Genomic DNA, 16,409 nt, shown 5'->3' with positions numbered 1-16,409 from the left:
AGGAAATTGATGGCCCTTTAGCAAACAATTATATTTTGACTAAAAAGTAGTTAGATATATTGTTAATAAGTTTTTTAATCAAAAAAAAAACGGAAAAGAAAACTTTACCGTTTTTGTTTTTGATTATCTTCTAATACACCAATTTTAATCCTACACCAAATTTCATATCGCTGTCATAATGTGTTCGGATGTGCATATTTTTATTTAAGATGTAACTTAATTCTCCCATATATTCTTTATCAGTATTCCACATAAAACCTGCTCTTACACGTTTTGAAATCGGAATATCTTTGCGCATTAATTGTAAACGCACTTTTCCTGTGTGGTAAATTTCGGTCTGAAAATCAATCAACATTGGTAATTTATACACAAAACCTGCACTGAATAAACCTTTATTTCGAGCTGTTTTTTGTCCAAAAATATTTTTTTCTACTTTGTGACGTTTCGTTCGATGTTGATTCCAATCAAATCCAATGAACGCTTGTAAAAACTGATTCTTCCCAAAATATCTTCCCAAATGTGTTTCCACTTCGTAGCCATGTTCAGGTTTGTAACCAATTCCCCATTCCGAAGTCAGTGCCCAACGTGCATCTTGTACCATAAACGATCCATCTAAACCATTTGTTGCAAAGTCATTTTCAGCCATAAAATGTTTCATATTGCTATCCATTTGCAACATTTTATACATTTTTGCTTGATCGTGAATATATGGATTCTGATAATCTCCAACTTCAAAAACACGGTTCATTCCTGCCATCATGTGATACAAAATATGACAATGGAAAAACCAATCACCTTCTGTATTTGCTTGAAATTCGATTACATTCGTTTCCATTGGCATAATATCCAATACATTTTTCAACGGTGAATATGCGCCATTTTTATTAATCACTCGAAAATCGAAACCATGTAAATGCATTGGGTGGCGCATCATGGAATTATTGTACAACGTAATGCGTAAAATTTCGCCTTTTTTAACTGGAATTTTATCTACTTCAGACAATACTTTATTGTCCATACTCCATACATACCGGTTCATATTTCCTGTTAATTCAAAACGCATTTCTTTTACAGGTGCATCTTTTGGAAGTTCTGTGTTTTCAGGAGCTTTTAGCATTCCGTAATTTAAGGTCACAATATTTGAAGATGAATTTCCATGAGCAGAATGATCACTTTCTTTATTCTTTTTTCGAGTTTTTTTATTCGATTCGCCTGTAATTTCAGGATACATTACCGTATTCATATCCATTTGTTGCAAACTCATTTTCATACCCATATCATTCATCGAACCGTCCATGTTCATCATGTCGTTCATCATCTTCATTCCTTCAAAGTATTTTAATTTCGGGAGTGGTTCTATCAGTTGTTTTTTTCCATCACCAAGAAATAACGAAGCTGAACCTGTTCTGTCTTCCGAAGTTGCTTGAAATTCATATGAAATACCTTCTTCTGGAATCGTCACAACCACATCATAGGTTTCGGAAACACCAATAATCAAACGATCTACGTCTAAAGGCTCTACATCATTTCCGTCGTTGGCAACTACTGTAATTTTTCCTCCCGCATAACGCAACCAAAAATAAGATGATGCACCACCATTCGAAATTCGTAGGCGGACTTTATCGCCAGCTTTAAATTGCTTTAATTGACTTTCATTTGCTCCGTTTATTAAAAATTTATCATAAAACACATCACTCACATCCATAGCCAGCATACGCTTCCATTCGTTGATGATTTTCGTTCCAAAATGACCTTCTCGTATTGCTTCTGCATAACTTTGCGTAGATCCTTTTTTGATTCCTGCCCAATCGTTTGCATTGTGTAACATTCGTTGAATATTTCTTGGATTAAGATCTGTCCATTCGCTCAACATCACGTTAACAACAGGTAGATCATCAATTCCTTTTCTGAACGTTGGGTCGTTGGCATGTTTTTTCAACACCATCGATCCATACATTCCAATCTGTTCTTGATAACCCGAATGACTGTGATACCAGTGTGTTCCGTTCTGAATAATTGGAAACGAATAGGTAAACGTTTCACCAGGTTTTATTCCGTCTTGTGTTAACATAGGTACACCATCTTCCTTATTTGGCAACCACAAGCCGTGCCAATGCAACGAGGTATCTTCTTTCAATTGATTATGTACACGAATAACAGCCGTATCGCATTCAGTAAACTCTAAAGTTGGCATTGGAATTTGACCATTTACTGCAATTGCTTTACGTTCTTTTCCCGAATAATTAACAATGGTATCATGTACATACAAATCATATTCGACACGTTTTTGAGCAATAACAGATATAGAAAAAGCAATAATAGAAATAAAAATAAATTTTCTCATAACTTTTATTTTATCTGATTAAACTTTCTATAATTCTCTTCATTCTCAAAATAATCAACATTTCCCATTTGATCCTTCAAAACGATATACGCATTTGCTTTATCAACTTTTTTATTCGTAAACGGATCAATTGCAGAACGAGCACTTTCATCATTTGGAATTCTTTCTACACACATATTACAACAACCGTAATATGTTTTCCCGTCATAAGGCACTTCGAACTGATCTTTTCCCATATAAGCGTTGTTTACCATACAAACTTGACTATTTGGTACTTTATCTCCTACATTATAAGCAACAAGATTCGATACGTCTTGGTGAGCAACTATATGTTCGGTAGGAGAAATTTCTGTTTGATTTTCATCGGCTTTATTTTGACAAGAAACCAAAACTATTGTTGATAAAAAAGCGATTCCTAAAAGTGATTGTATATTTATCATTTGTTTCTATTTTAGAGTTTCTATTGTACTTCCACATGTTAACATTTGATTCCCGTAAAAAGGATTTTTGATGGATGAATCTTTACTCAACCAATTTGAACCTCCTTTAAACATGGGACAATTTTGGTAATAAATGGAATAACCTAAATTTTCTTTTTGAGCTAATTTGTACATTGGTTCAGATAATTTCGCAAACAATTCGCGTTGTTTTTCAATGTTTTTTTCATGAGAAATTTGTTTTGAAATGGATTCTAAATCCTTTAAAACATCCATCCAAACCATATGTGTTTCATGCGAAAGTTTTCTCATTTCTACTTTAGAAATTGATTGAGAAAAAGCCGTTATTTGTGTTGAAATTTCATTTGCATTCCCTGCAACAAAAGCATCTTTTAATAAAAAATATGCATCAAAAACCAAAGAAAGTTGATTTTGATTCACTTCATTTTTCACTTGATGTTGGTCAGCATGATTCATTTCTTGATGATTTATTACCATTTTTTTATCGCGTGGGTATTGACAATCTTGTCTTAATTTTAGATACGCTTCATCTGGAGCAAAATATTCAGAATTATCAAAACCTGACAAAGCGATATTCTTTAAAATTTCGTTTGAAGTTGTTTTGGTTGGATCATAAGAAATCGTGGCGATTTGAGAAGTCGTGTCGTAAGATACTTTCGAAATACGTTTTTGATTTCCTACATTTTCGATTAATTCCTTAGCTGAATTACAATTACTTCTTACCTCGAATGATTTCGTTTCAAGATTTTTGCTTTGCGCATTTACCACAAAAGCAAAAAGATTGACGATTAAAAACAAACTATATTTTATCATACTTTTATATTTTATCAATTGACTTTCTGTTGTGTTTACTTAATTGTTTAAAAACAGAAGGCGTTAAACCTGTTACTTTTTTAAATTGAGCACTGAGATGCGCCACGCTCGAATAGTTTAATTGAAAAGCTATTTCGCTCAATGATAATTCGTCATAAACCATCAACTCCTTGACTTTTTCTATCTTTTGCTGAATAAAATACTTCTCGATTGTTTGTCCTTCCATTTCCGAAAAAAGATTGGAAATATATTTATAATCTGCAGATGTTTTCTCGCTCAAAAAATCTGATAAATTCACTTTCAGTTCGCTATTTTCTTGATGAACTAATTGAATAATCAATGTTTTACTTTGCTCGATTAACTTACTTCTCTTATCATCAATCAATTCAAAACCAACTTCTTCTAACTCTTCTTTTATTTGATTCAATTTTTCAGAATCGATTGGATTTGTTAACTCAACTTCACCTAATTCGATATGATTTGCTTCGATTGCATTCATTTTCAAAATTCGTCCAACCACCACTTTACAGCGATGACAAACCATATTTTTTATAAATAATTTATTTACATTTTCCATTTGAATTATTTTTTGTGAGTCCTATTAAATCTACAATTTATCTATTACAAATTTCGTTCTTCTTTTAGCTTTATAATTTATATAATTCGGAAGATGATGTATATAATTTTCGTAAAATGATTTTCTATTAGAATAAAAACTTGTTCTCTATATAATTTATCTTCAATTGCTGAATAGATTTTGTAGTTTTGTGCTCTATAAAAAAAGCTAAAATGCAAGGACCAATCGGTGTTTTTGACTCTGGTTATGGAGGTTTAACTGTTTTTAAGGAAATTCAGAAAAAAATGCCTCAATACGATTATATCTATTTAGGTGACAATGCACGTGTTCCATATGGAATTCGTTCGTTTGAAACGGTTTATGAATACACAAAAGAATGTGTGTTTAAACTATTTGACTTAGGTTGCAACTTGGTAATTTTAGCTTGCAACACAGCTTCCGCCAAAGCGTTGAGAACAATTCAACAAAATGATTTGCCCGAAGGGAAAAAAGTTTTAGGCGTTATTCGGCCAACAACCGAATCTATAAATGAATATACGATCAACAATAAAGTTGGAATTTTAGCGACACAAGGAACTGTTTTGTCTGAATCGTATAAAATCGAAATTAATAAATTTCATCCAACAATAGATGTTTTTCAACACGCATGTCCACTTTGGGTTCCTTTGGTCGAAAACAATGAAATTAACAGTAAAGCTGCGCATGATATTGTGGAAAAAGACATTAAACGCTTATTTTCTCAATCTTCAGAAATTGATACTATTGTTTTAGCATGTACGCATTATCCTTTGTTGTTACCAGTTATCAAAACATACGTTCCTAATCATGTGACGATTCTTTCGCAAGGAGAATTGGTCGCGAATAAATTAATGGATTATTTGAAACGTCATCCAGAAATTGAGAATAATTGTTCTAAAAATAGTTCGCTAACCTTTTATACAACTGACAATGCTGAAAACTTTGAGGCGAATACGACTATTTTTTATGGTCAACCTATTAAAGCATCGCATTTAGAAGTTTGATTTTTTTTCCAATATATAAAACAAAAAACCGAGCAAAGTTGCTCGGTTTTTCTATTCAATTAAGAAACTAAGCTACAGTTTCTACATTTAAAATTTCATATTTTTTTACTCCATCAATTGTTGGCCATTCTACTACATCACCTGTTTTATAACCAACTGTTGCTAAACCTTCGTCCATCAAAATTGAGTGACGATTCTTTTTTGGTTTTGCTTTATCTGGACCTACGAAGTTTAATTGATATTCTTGATTTGAATTCAATTCTTTAATCGTTACTTTTTTCCCAACAGAAACAATATTATCAGCCATATCGCGACGAAGAATTTGCTCTGCATGTCTTAATTCTTGCGTTAAAATATCTTCCTGTTCTGCTGTTACTTTTTTTCTTCTTAAATGGTCTTTAATTAAATCGTATACACCTGTTGTTAAAATAATATTTGTTGTCATTGTGATAAATTCTTAGTTTTTTTTCAATATTTCGAAGTCGACTTTTAAGACCCAACTATCAAATGATATTAAAGTTTAGAACGCTACAATTTGATACAAATCTCCTTTCAGAAAATTGAAAATAATTGATAATTAAAATAAATACGGAGGTTCCCTGTCTTGGATCGTGACAGGGACTATTTTATAAACTCTTTCGAGCGTCTTAAGAAAGTATCATCATGCAAATATGCCAACGACAAAAACAACCAAGATTGGTTGTTTCTTCTGTATATGTCGATATAATTTGCCATAATTTTTATCATATGAACTTCAAAGTTACGATTTCTTTATGAGATAAAAAACACAACACTTATCCGATTAATTGAAAGTGAATTTTGTAGGAAAACTGATAATGTTCATTCTAAAATTAATAAAAACTAACTAATTTTATAAAAATTTTAAACGATTGAAATCTTACTTATTCATCATTACTGTTGTCCTGATAACGTGTAGACCATTGCTACCGGTTATCGACTATTTGGTGAATTATGAAACGATTTCGAATGAATATTGTGTTAATATAGAACGTCCAGAATTAATGTGTAATGGAGTTTGCTACCTAAAAGAACAGATTTCTAAAACTATTGATGATGAACAAAATGACACAAATAAAACTCAAATTTCTTTACGTACTATTGATTATTTTGTATATCAACCCACTGTACTAATACCTATACTTCATATCATTAAACCTACTGAAAGAGTTTCTACTTTTCAATTAGCTTTCGAAACTCAATATCAATTGGATCAACAACTACAACCTCCAATTTGTTAAAAAACCCTTGATTATTATATTTTTTTATCATTAACATTTTATCAATTTGACATTTCATATAAGATTTGTTAAAAGCTTCAATTGTTTTATGATTGCATTGTTTGTGCTTTTAATTGGCTTTCGCTCATTAATTCCTTTCACTGTGTTTTTTAGTGTACAAGAAAAAATTGTTGAAGAATATTGTATAAATAAAGAACGACCAGAAATGCAATGCAATGGAAAATGTTATTTGTCTAAGCAATTAAACGAAACAGAACAGCATGCTGATTCTCTTTTGGTTAAAAATATTCGATTTACGGAAAATTATCTGCATTTCGAATACTTAGAAATTCCATTTATAAACGATTTTATCGTTACCATAAAACATCGGTACTTTTGGCAATCATTCTATTCTATCAATTGGGTTTTTGAGTATTTAAAACCTCCTATTGTTTAATTTTTATACCACTAATTATTCTCTGAAAACTATGATTGTTTTTGGAAAGCATTTTTATTCAAAAAAATTAAAACAAATATCAAAATGAAAACAATTAAATATTTTCTCCATTTATCATTTATCGCATTATTTACTTTATTAACTTCTTGTAATACAGACGATGATGATTTCTCTGAAATCAATTCAACAGAAACAGGTAAAATTCAATTAAAGTTTGAAAATGGATTTGATAATTTAGGAGGAATTGTTTTAGATCAAACAACACAAACTTCATCTAACGGGCAGAAACATAAATTCACCATGTTAAAATATATTATTTCTAACGTTACATTAATTGACGAGAAAGGAAACGAATTTGATTACCATAAAAATGATCCTGATAAAGGTGCTTTTGTTGTTAATCAAGATTCTGCAATAGCAAATGTGGTTTATTTAAATTTAGATGATATTCCACAAAACAAGTACACTAAAGTACGATTTGGACTTGGTGTATCACAAAAAGCTTATTTATTAGGTCAAACTGGACAGGCTACTTTTTGGGAAAAAGCCAAGAAAAATGGAATGACTTGGGCTTGGGCTGCAGGTTATGTTTTCTTTAAAATAGAAGGTTTTTATGGTAAAAATACACCTGATACATTCTTCCTAACTCATACAGGAAATATGGGAGATATTGACAAAAATAATGTACCAGATCTGTACCGAGAAGTCACGTTAGATTTACCAACTTCTGCGCGAGTGACTTCTAAAATTAAACCATCTATTCATATTATGGCAAATTTGAATACGTATTTAAGTGGTGATCATCAATTAACATTAGATGAATCTAACAACAATGTAATGGGATCTTCAGACTTTGCTCAATTGGTTACAGATAACATGCAAAAGATGTTTCGAGTTAGTCATGTACACAACGATCAACAATATCAATAATGTTCACAGCGGTGTTTTTAAACACCGCTAAATTCTATCACAATGAATAAAATTATAACAATTATACTGGGGATATTCATCTTATTTAGTTGTAATGACGATGATATTGATTATGGTCAAATTGTAGATGAACCTTACCAATTAGAATTCCCTTCTTATTTTCCTCAACTAACCTTTGATACGGATAAATATCCACTCACTAAAAATGGAGTTGAATTAGGGAAAAAATTATTTTATGAAGGTCGATTATCTCGAAACAATACAATTTCGTGCGCTTTTTGTCATATTCAGGAAGATGCATTTACCCATCACGGGCATCCTGTCAGCCATGGAATTGATGATCGAGTAGGAATTCGAAATGCTCCACCTATTCAAAACTTGGCATTTCTAAATCGGTTTATGTGGGATGGCGTGATTCATGATTTAGCTCAACAACCAATTTCACCTATCACAGCTGAAGAAGAAATGGATAGCACTTTCCCCGAAATCATTAAAAAACTCTCCGATGATGCTAACTACCGAAATATGTTTAGAAATGCTTTTGGAGATGATCAAATTAATGCCAATCGAATTCTTAGTGCTTTAGGACAATTTATGGCTTCTGTGGTTTCAAAGGATTCCAGATACGATCAATTTTTGAGGAAAGAAATAAATTTAACTGAAACCGAAGGTAAAGGGTTACAACTCTTTCAACAAAAATGTTCGAGTTGTCATAAAGGTGCTCTTTTAACGGATGAATCTTTTCGAAATACTGGAATGTATTATAACAAACAACATAAAGATGGAGGGTTGTATCGCGTCACATTAGATTCTGCTGATTTTATGAAATTTAGGGTTCCAAGTTTACGTAATATTGAAATGACTAAACCTTATATGCATGATGGTCGTTTCTATAGTTTAGAAGCTGTTTTGGACTTCTACTCGGATGGTGTACAAAATAATCAACATTTGGATCCTCAGCTTAAACAAAATGGTCAAATTGGAATACCTATGACCGATCAAGAAAAAAAGGCAATTATTGCTTTTCTAAAAACATTAAACGATTACTCTTTTATTCATAATCCTGCTTATGCAGAATTCTAAAAACTATTCAAATGAAAGTCTATATAAATCTAATTTTAGCTCTAATCATTTTTCCTGTTTCATTATTAGCACATACAGATAATGATTCTATCTTAGTGTCTTCTCCTAATGAATTAGAATTAGATTGTGATGCTTGCGGCTGTTCAGCAACTTCAACTTCCAATGGAATTGAAAACCTTATCAATTCAAACTATATTGGTGTTCGATACCTTCATCAATATTACAAAGCCAAAGAAGATGCTTTTTCTACTAAACGTACGCAGAAACAACATTTCAATACCATTTTATTATGGACGAGAATTCCAATCAATTCTAAAATCGATATCAATGCGAGTATCCCTTATCATTTTCATCAAAAAGATGGTGAAAAATCAACCTCTATTTCTGGTATTGGCGATTTGAATATGATGGGGATTGTTAAAATTGTAAATTCCAATTCGAACTCGAACGAATTAAAACATGGATTAAGTGCAGCAGTTGGCGTTAAAATTCCTATTGCAAAATTCGATCAAAAAAATGCTCAAACAACCAATCCAAGTTTTCAATTAGGTACAGGAAGTTGGGATACTCAATTTGGTTTAAATTATCAACTAACGTATAAAAATTCGGCTATACAATTGGTCACAGATTACAATTTGAAAGGAGAAAATAAGAACAAATATAAGTTCGGAAATCAATGGAATCAATTGATACAACTGCAACATCTTTTAGTAAGAAATGACAATAAGTTTCTTGGAAAAATCGGTTTCCAAAACGAACTTTATAATAAAAATGAACAATTTGGAGAATCTATTCCTAATTCGTCTGGAAATGCTCAATTTGTAAAATTAGGATTGGAAGCGGCTGTTCAAAAAATAAATTTTGGAATAGAATATTTTCAACCTTTACATTCTAATCTAAATTCTGGAGAAATTGAAGTGAAAAACAGAATAGGTTTCTTTTTAAATTATAATTTATTTCAATCTAAAAATCAATAAAATCCAATAAAAAAAATGTGGAAAATGTGATTTAATAAAAAAGCTTTCGAGATATTCGAAAGCTTTTTTTATGATTTGAAGTGTAAATTTTATTTAAACAAAAGGTGTTTTAACAACTTCTGCTAATACATTTTTATCACGAATTTGGATTCTAATTGTTGTACCAACTTTCGCGAAATCTGTATGAACATACGCCAAACCAATCCCTTGTTTCAACATCGGAGATTGCGTTCCAGAAGTTACGATACCAATTGTATTTTCGTTATCATCAACTACTTTATAATCGTGACGAGGAATTCCTCTTTCAATCATTTTAAATCCAACCAACTTCTTCTCCACTCCAGCTTCTTTTATTGCGCTTAGAATATCCGAAGAGATAAAATTTGTATCCAATTTCGTCACCCAACCTAATCCTGCTTCAAACGGATTTGTATCATCGTTGATATCATTCCCATACAAACAATATCCTTTCTCTAAACGTAACGTATCGCGTGATGCCAATCCACAAGGTTCGATATCAAAAGACTGACCTGCTTCCATCACTTTATCCCACATTTCGTTAGCTGCTTCATTTGCGAAATAAATTTCGAAACCACCAGAACCTGTATAGCCAGTTGCTGAAATTATTACATTGTCAATTCCTGCAAATTTTCCTACAACAAAATGATAAAAAGGAATTTCTGCTAAATTGATATCTGTTAACGCTTGCATAGCTTCGATTGCTTTTGGTCCTTGAATCGCTAACAAAGACATTTCATCTGATTTGTTTGTTAACTCAGCTCCAAACGTATTGTGTTTGTTCATCCATTCCCAATCTTTATCGATATTAGAGGCATTTACAACTGCTAACCATTCGTCATCAGACATTTTATAGATAATCAAATCATCTACAATACCTCCTTTTTCGTTTGGCATTGCATTATATTGCGCTTGACCAATCGCAACTTTCGTTACATCATTCGTCAATAAATGTTGTAATAATTCTGTTGATTTCTCTCCTTTGATAAAGAATTGTCCCATGTGAGAAACATCAAAAACACCAACTTTTTCGCGAACCGCAAAGTGTTCTTGGTTAACACCTGCGTATTGCACTGGCATTTCATATCCAGCAAAAGGAACCATTTTCGCACCTAAATCTTTGTGCTTTTGGTTTAATGCAGTTACTTTCATTGTTTGTTTGCTTTGAATAAGTTTATAATTCTCCCAAAAATAAGGAAATAATTGTTAGGAAAATTTCTTAAATACTAAGTTTATCTAATTTTATGAATAATTTTCAAATCTCCTTTAGTTGCTTTATAAGGCTCAAAACGCATTATTGATTTTCCTTTACCAAATTTGTTCATAAACTTTTCGTTTATCTGACCTGATAATTTTTTAGGTTGACAACCTTCGCAAGGAATAATCAAAATAGTATCGTTTACTTTTCCTTTTACTTTTACAATTTCGTACGAATAATCTGTATCCAAACGAGAATTAATGGTATTTTCAATTGGTCGGTCAAAGCTATTTACAAAAAAAACTTGACGATTTTTATTGCTACCAATAATAATTGCGATACCAACTAAAATCAATAAAACGACAATTGATAGGGTTAAAATTTTTTTAAAGTCCATCTTTTTGGTTAATTCGTAGTTTAAAAGTAATAATTCATTCCGAATGAAAAAAATATTCATTTTATTTCCTATCTTTTTAGTCCTATTTACATTGATAATGAATAGTTGTACAAAGGCAAAAATTACGACAGAAAAAGAGCATGTATCCATCAAAAATATCCAAAATGGAGATTTAATCTTTGTTGGAGCATTAACCGAAGAACTTTCGGGTGCAATAAGTAGAGCAACAAAAATTTCGGATCAAACAAATTTTGATCATGTTGGATTAATTGAAAAAACGACTGATTCTATTTTTGTTTTGCATGCTGCGCCAATGGGCGGATCGCAACGCGAAGAAATTAATCATTTTTACAACTCGCAAACAGAAAAAAATAATCAAATTGTTATTTATCGATTAAAAAAAGAATACCAATCGACGATTCCGAACGCAATTGTAAAAGCGAAAACCATGTTAGGAAAACCTTATAATTGGTTGTATATTTTGAATGACGATGAATTATATTGTTCAGATTTTGTAGAAAGGGCTTTTCGTGATGATAAAGTTTTTGAATTAATTCCAATGAATTTTAAGAACAAAGAAACTGGAATTATTGATGATTTTTGGATAGATTTTTATCGTAAAAAAGGAAAAGAAGTTCCACAAGATGAACCTGGAACAAATCCAAATCAATTGGCAACTTCTGAAAAATTAATTCGAATTGGGGCGTTGAAATTATAATTCATTTTAAAATAATTTAAACTTAATTAATGAAAAATTATAAAAAACTATTGGATAAATCAATCTGTCTAATTCTTGAAAATACAAATAAAGAAAATGATATTCAAGTATTATATGGCAAAGTCTTAATCGATATAAATGATTCATACTATTTTACAGATGATAAATCTGAGATTAATTTAACTCTTGAAAAAGAAGATTTAGAAAATGCTAAAGAAATAACTTCCGCAGATAAAAAAGAACATGAAATATTTAAAAACTCTGATTATTCTATTTGGATTATCGTAAACATTATCGAAATTGATGAAGCGACTAATGACATGAAAAAAACTAATATGAAATGGGAATAATCCCTACTTTTACCAGATGAAGCAAAACATCATTTATTCTGTTCTATTTTTTTGTGTCTTATTTGGGCTAAAATATTTTTTCGATAAAAGCGACATGCAATCCATGTTGATTAGTTCGGGAATTGGTACGGCAATCTTTTTTATTTACCGTGCTATAATTAGACAAAAATTATACAAACAAAAAGACCAAGAAAACTAATTTCCTTGGTCTTTTTTTATTGCGTTCATTGCTTCTTCTATATGCAGATTTGCTGTATTAGAAACGATATGTTTAATTAATTTTCCTTGTTTATTAAAGACAAATGTTTCGCGTGGCGTAATCAGTCCTAATTTCTTTTTGATTCCCAATAACTTTGTCAATTTTGCACCTTTATCAGAAAGTAGCGGAAAGTTAAGTTGATGTTTGGTATAAAACTTTTCGTGAGAAGATGTTGATTGTCCATTAATCCCGACGACAACAGTATCCAATGCTTTAAAATCTGCATTCACATCTCGGAATTGACACACTTCTTTGGTACACATTGGCGTAAAATCCATTGGGTAAAAAAACAAGACAAAATATTTTTTGTATAAAAATTCGTCCGAATTAAACCAATTTCCTTTGTTATCTTCCAACGAAAAAGTTGGGATGTGATCACCTATTTTCATTCGCCTGTATATTCTACAAAATTACGCGGAGTTTCGTATAAAGTCACTTTCAATTCTAAATCTGAAGCTAATTTTGCACGAATTTTATTCCATATTAAAATCACAATATTCTCGGCTGTTGGATTTACATTTTTGAATTCTTCGATGTCTACATTCAGATTTTTATGGTCTAAATAATCTTCCACTTCAACCGCAATGATTTTTCGTAATTCATCTAAATTCATTACAAATCCTGTTTCTTGATCAACTTCACCTTTCACCGCAACAATAATTTCGTAATTATGTCCGTGATAATGGGGATAAGAACATTTTCCGAAAACTTCAAAATTTTGTTCCTCGCTCCAATTTTTATTAAATAATCGGTGGGCAGCGTTAAAATGTGCTTTTCTGTTGACAGTAACTTTCATCTGTTATAATTTTTATTCTTCGATATACGAAACGTAATGTTCAAAAATAATTTTGAACCAAGCGGTATAATTTTGAGGATTTTTTTCCATATCCTTTTTCAAATCATCCAATTCAACCCAACGATAAGCCATCACTTCTTCGGGATTCAATTTTGGGTCTTCATCAAATGTACCGATAAACACATGGTCCAATTCATGTTCGATCAAATCGTTTTCTAAATGAGCTTTGTAAATAAAATTAAATTTATACTCTAATTCACAATCAAACCCCATTTCTTCTTGCAATCTTCTATGTGCTGCTTCTTCGTATGTTTCGTTATCACGCGGATGACTACAACACGTATTGGTCCACAACGTAGGCGAATGATATTTACTTGCAGCTCGTTGCTGAATCATCAATTCACCTTTCGAATTGAATACAAAAACAGAAAATGCCCGATGTAACAAACCTGCGACATGTGCTTGTTGTTTTTCCATCAATCCTAATTTTTGATCATCTTGATCAACTAAAACTACGAATTCTTTCATGTAACAAAAATAACCTTTTAAATAGGATTAAAAAAGAAGTTCGATTTCTTTGTGTTTAAATTCTCTTAATTCTTGATTGATCTCAATCAGTAAATTTCCTGCCTCATTTACATCCAAAATGGTTCCTTCAACTAATTCACCATCTACTCTAAATGTTGAAATTTCATCTTTTCGAAATAAATTATCTAAATAGGTTTGATGTATTTTTTCGAAATTCTTGTGTTCTAAGTCTCTATATTCTTGTTCAAAAAAATGCATTAAATCTGACAAAATTTCCTCAATGTCATATTTTTTGTCAGTTACTTTACAGATTGATGTAGCTTTTGGTAAGTGATTAAAATCAGTTTGATTAACATTTATTCCTATACCAATTATAGAATTCATCACTTCATTTGATCGGTGATTTTCGATTAAAATTCCACAAACTTTTTTATCCTTCAAAATGATATCATTTGGCCATTTTACGTTAGTTTTCGGGTGAAATTGTTTTAAAAATAGACAAATAGCATTTGAAACCCATTGATTAAAATAAATTAACTCTTGAAAACTATAATCCGTTTTCAGTAAAAAACTAAAGGTCAAATTTTCTCCTGCCACAACTTTCCATTCATTCCCAGCGTAACCTTTTCCTTTTGTTTGATTTTTAGCATGTATGACAGTCCAACTATTGGCATCTTTTTTGGACAATTCGACCAAGAACTCGTTCGTATTAGGCAAAGAATCAAAACTAATTAAATACATTTTTTTTACTATTTTTAAAGAGTGGTTAAAGTTATTTTAAAAAGTTTAAACTTTAATAAGGATTCACTAAATTTGCGAATTACAAAATAAAAGATGATAGATACTCAATATACAAAAGACTTGCTAGATAGCATTGTTGATGGAATTACAAATGTGAAAGGAGAAGAAATTACGATTTTGGATCTTCGAGAAATTGAAAATGCAATTTGCCAATACTTTGTTATTTGTACAGGAAATTCTAACACTCAAGTTAGTGCAATAACAGGTTCTATAGAAAGAACTGTAAAATCTGAAATGTCAGAAAGACCTTTTCATGTAGAAGGAAGACAAAATAACCAATGGGTTTTAATGGATTACACAAATGTTATTGTCCATGTTTTTCAAAAAGAATACAGAGAATATTACGATATCGAAAGTCTTTGGGGTGATGCTGTAGAGACACGTATCGAAATGGAATATTAATCATAACTGAAACCAAAAAAATTGAAAAAAAATAATTTTAAACCTTCGGGATTTAATCCTACATGGATATATGGTATTATAGGATTATTGCTGATTGCCTTTTTATTATTTTCTGATAATATTGGAGGTGTAGGCGGAACTACTAAAAATATTGACCGTACTACATTCCTTACTTATGTAGAAAAAGGCTATGTTAAAGAGGCAGATTTAGAAAAAGAAACAGGTCGTGTAAGTGTTTACTTAACAGAAGAGGCCTTGAATAATGAAGAATTTAAAAAGTTCAAAAATACAAAGGAAAATTTAAATCCTTTTGCAACAGGAGCTCCAAACTTCACTTTTAATGTAGCAGATGCTGGAAATTTTGAAAAAGATTTTTACGAAAATGTTGAAAAAAGTCCAAATAAAACTGCAAAACTTAATACACTTGTATCAAACGGTTTTGGAGGATTATTTATGAATCTTTTCATTTCATTAATTTTCTTCGGATTAATCTACTTCTTACTATTCAGAAGAATGGGTGGAGGTGGATCTGCTGGCGGAGGTGGCGGAATCTTCTCTGTGGGTAAATCTAAAGCAAAATTGTTTGAAGGTGATGATCACATCAAAACAACTTTTAATGATGTAGCTGGTTTAGAAGGTGCCAAAGAAGAAATAGAAGAAATTGTAGAATTCTTAAAACACCCAGATAAATTCACAAAATTAGGTGGACGTATACCAAAAGGAGCCTTATTAGTAGGACCTCCAGGTACAGGGAAAACCTTATTAGCAAAAGCTGTTGCAGGAGAAGCAAAAGTTCCTTTCTTCTCATTGTCAGGATCAGATTTCGTAGAAATGTTTGTGGGAGTTGGTGCATCTCGTGTACGTGACTTATTCAAAAATGCAAAAGATAAATCTCCTTCAATTATCTTTATTGATGAGATTGATGCAATTGGTCGTGCACGTGGAAAATCTAACTTTACAGGTTCTAATGATGAACGCGAAAATACATTAAACCAATTATTAACAGAAATGGATGGTTTCGGAACAGAATCTAACGTAATTGT

The 16,409-nt window shown here is 31.2% G+C and carries 21 protein-coding genes; 10 read left to right on the top strand and 11 right to left on the bottom strand.

The window, feature by feature from the left end; translation table 11 throughout:
* Nucleotides 1-130: 130 nt before the first annotated feature.
* The 4 genes from Q0616_RS05510 to Q0616_RS05495 are packed head-to-tail and all read right to left on the bottom strand — an operon-like array spanning nucleotide 131 to nucleotide 4,192.
* Nucleotides 131-2,344 carry a multicopper oxidase domain-containing protein gene (locus Q0616_RS05510; RefSeq protein ID WP_225541205.1) on the bottom strand — a complete coding sequence of 738 codons (2,214 nt, stop codon included), beginning with the start codon at nucleotides 2,342-2,344 and terminating at the stop codon, nucleotides 131-133.
* A gap of 5 nt (nucleotides 2,345-2,349) precedes the next feature.
* Entirely contained in the window at nucleotides 2,350-2,784 is a 435-nt protein-coding gene (locus Q0616_RS05505; protein ID WP_171623439.1) for a hypothetical protein, read from the bottom strand.
* Nucleotides 2,785-2,790: 6 nt separating this feature from the next.
* Nucleotides 2,791-3,615 (bottom strand): DUF3347 domain-containing protein, encoded by an 825-nt coding sequence (locus Q0616_RS05500; protein WP_171623438.1) that lies wholly within the window; start codon nucleotides 3,613-3,615, stop codon nucleotides 2,791-2,793.
* Between the two features lie 4 nt (nucleotides 3,616-3,619).
* Nucleotides 3,620-4,192, bottom strand: coding sequence for an AraC family transcriptional regulator (locus Q0616_RS05495; RefSeq protein ID WP_298775655.1), 573 nt, complete (start codon nucleotides 4,190-4,192; stop codon nucleotides 3,620-3,622).
* A gap of 212 nt (nucleotides 4,193-4,404) precedes the next feature.
* Between Q0616_RS05495 and murI the strand changes: the two genes are divergently transcribed.
* A complete protein-coding gene (gene murI, locus Q0616_RS05490; RefSeq protein ID WP_260542235.1) occupies nucleotides 4,405-5,214 on the top strand; it encodes a glutamate racemase in 810 nt (269 codons plus the stop codon).
* 67 nt (nucleotides 5,215-5,281) lie between these two features.
* On the opposite strand, the gene Q0616_RS05485 is transcribed toward murI, so the two are convergent.
* Nucleotides 5,282-5,659, bottom strand: coding sequence for a GreA/GreB family elongation factor (locus tag Q0616_RS05485; protein ID WP_188319103.1), 378 nt, complete (start codon nucleotides 5,657-5,659; stop codon nucleotides 5,282-5,284).
* Nucleotides 5,660-6,104: 445 nt separating this feature from the next.
* Between Q0616_RS05485 and Q0616_RS05480 the strand changes: the two genes are divergently transcribed.
* The 5 genes from Q0616_RS05480 (at nucleotide 6,105) to Q0616_RS05460 (ending at nucleotide 9,899) form a co-directional block, all read left to right on the top strand.
* Entirely contained in the window at nucleotides 6,105-6,473 is a 369-nt protein-coding gene (locus Q0616_RS05480; protein WP_171623434.1) for a hypothetical protein, read from the top strand.
* Between the two features lie 88 nt (nucleotides 6,474-6,561).
* A complete protein-coding gene (locus tag Q0616_RS05475; RefSeq protein ID WP_260542229.1) occupies nucleotides 6,562-6,909 on the top strand; it encodes a hypothetical protein in 348 nt (115 codons plus the stop codon).
* Nucleotides 6,910-6,993: 84 nt separating this feature from the next.
* Complete coding sequence (locus Q0616_RS05470) at nucleotides 6,994-7,839, top strand: MbnP family protein (protein ID WP_171623432.1); 846 nt, start codon at nucleotides 6,994-6,996, stop codon at nucleotides 7,837-7,839.
* Nucleotides 7,840-7,881: 42 nt separating this feature from the next.
* Entirely contained in the window at nucleotides 7,882-8,922 is a 1,041-nt protein-coding gene (locus tag Q0616_RS05465) for a cytochrome c peroxidase (protein ID WP_260542225.1), read from the top strand.
* An 11-nt stretch (nucleotides 8,923-8,933) separates the two neighbouring features.
* Nucleotides 8,934-9,899 (top strand): hypothetical protein, encoded by a 966-nt coding sequence (locus tag Q0616_RS05460; protein WP_298775644.1) that lies wholly within the window; start codon nucleotides 8,934-8,936, stop codon nucleotides 9,897-9,899.
* Nucleotides 9,900-9,992: 93 nt separating this feature from the next.
* Here Q0616_RS05460 and gcvT read toward each other — a convergent pair whose 3' ends face one another.
* Both gcvT and Q0616_RS05450 read right to left on the bottom strand, forming a co-directional pair.
* Nucleotides 9,993-11,069 (bottom strand): glycine cleavage system aminomethyltransferase GcvT, encoded by a 1,077-nt coding sequence (gcvT, locus tag Q0616_RS05455; protein WP_171623259.1) that lies wholly within the window; start codon nucleotides 11,067-11,069, stop codon nucleotides 9,993-9,995.
* 80 nt (nucleotides 11,070-11,149) lie between these two features.
* Nucleotides 11,150-11,512, bottom strand: a complete 363-nt coding sequence (locus Q0616_RS05450; RefSeq protein WP_286483252.1) for a hypothetical protein — start codon at nucleotides 11,510-11,512, stop codon at nucleotides 11,150-11,152.
* A gap of 43 nt (nucleotides 11,513-11,555) precedes the next feature.
* On the opposite strand from Q0616_RS05450, the gene Q0616_RS05445 reads away from it, so the two are divergent.
* Both Q0616_RS05445 and Q0616_RS05440 read left to right on the top strand, forming a co-directional pair.
* Nucleotides 11,556-12,230, top strand: a complete 675-nt coding sequence (locus Q0616_RS05445) for a YiiX/YebB-like N1pC/P60 family cysteine hydrolase (protein WP_298775639.1) — start codon at nucleotides 11,556-11,558, stop codon at nucleotides 12,228-12,230.
* A 29-nt stretch (nucleotides 12,231-12,259) separates the two neighbouring features.
* Nucleotides 12,260-12,580: a hypothetical protein gene (locus Q0616_RS05440; protein WP_171623257.1), complete on the top strand. Its 321-nt coding sequence runs from the start codon at nucleotides 12,260-12,262 to the stop codon at nucleotides 12,578-12,580.
* 195 nt (nucleotides 12,581-12,775) lie between these two features.
* Here Q0616_RS05440 and Q0616_RS05435 read toward each other — a convergent pair whose 3' ends face one another.
* From Q0616_RS05435 to Q0616_RS05420, 4 genes are read right to left on the bottom strand one after another with little or no spacing between them, the layout of a single operon-like run.
* Nucleotides 12,776-13,228, bottom strand: coding sequence for a peroxiredoxin (locus Q0616_RS05435; RefSeq protein WP_260542217.1), 453 nt, complete (start codon nucleotides 13,226-13,228; stop codon nucleotides 12,776-12,778).
* Nucleotides 13,225-13,635, bottom strand: coding sequence for a 6-carboxytetrahydropterin synthase (locus tag Q0616_RS05430; RefSeq protein WP_225541197.1), 411 nt, complete (start codon nucleotides 13,633-13,635; stop codon nucleotides 13,225-13,227). The genes Q0616_RS05435 and Q0616_RS05430 overlap by 4 nt, the downstream gene beginning before the upstream one ends.
* A 12-nt stretch (nucleotides 13,636-13,647) precedes the next feature.
* Entirely contained in the window at nucleotides 13,648-14,163 is a 516-nt protein-coding gene (gene idi, locus Q0616_RS05425) for an isopentenyl-diphosphate Delta-isomerase (protein ID WP_171623254.1), read from the bottom strand.
* Between the two features lie 27 nt (nucleotides 14,164-14,190).
* Nucleotides 14,191-14,904 carry a biotin--[acetyl-CoA-carboxylase] ligase gene (locus Q0616_RS05420; RefSeq protein ID WP_225539776.1) on the bottom strand — a complete coding sequence of 238 codons (714 nt, stop codon included), beginning with the start codon at nucleotides 14,902-14,904 and terminating at the stop codon, nucleotides 14,191-14,193.
* Nucleotides 14,905-14,997: 93 nt separating this feature from the next.
* Here Q0616_RS05420 and rsfS point away from each other — a divergent pair, with 93 nt between their 5' ends.
* Together rsfS and Q0616_RS05410 are read left to right on the top strand one after the other, a co-directional pair.
* On the top strand, nucleotides 14,998-15,366 hold the full coding sequence (rsfS, locus tag Q0616_RS05415; RefSeq protein ID WP_171623252.1) for a ribosome silencing factor: 369 nt from the start codon (nucleotides 14,998-15,000) through the stop codon (nucleotides 15,364-15,366).
* Between the two features lie 21 nt (nucleotides 15,367-15,387).
* A partial coding sequence (locus Q0616_RS05410; RefSeq protein WP_298775631.1) for an ATP-dependent metallopeptidase FtsH/Yme1/Tma family protein occupies nucleotides 15,388-16,409 on the top strand: 1,022 nt, incomplete at its 3' end.

The organism is uncultured Empedobacter sp. (genome assembly GCF_937930195.1).
Taxonomy (GTDB): domain Bacteria; phylum Bacteroidota; class Bacteroidia; order Flavobacteriales; family Weeksellaceae; genus Empedobacter; species Empedobacter stercoris.
Note: the sequence above shows the minus strand (reverse complement) of the source record. Positions and strands in the feature narration are given on the sequence as shown.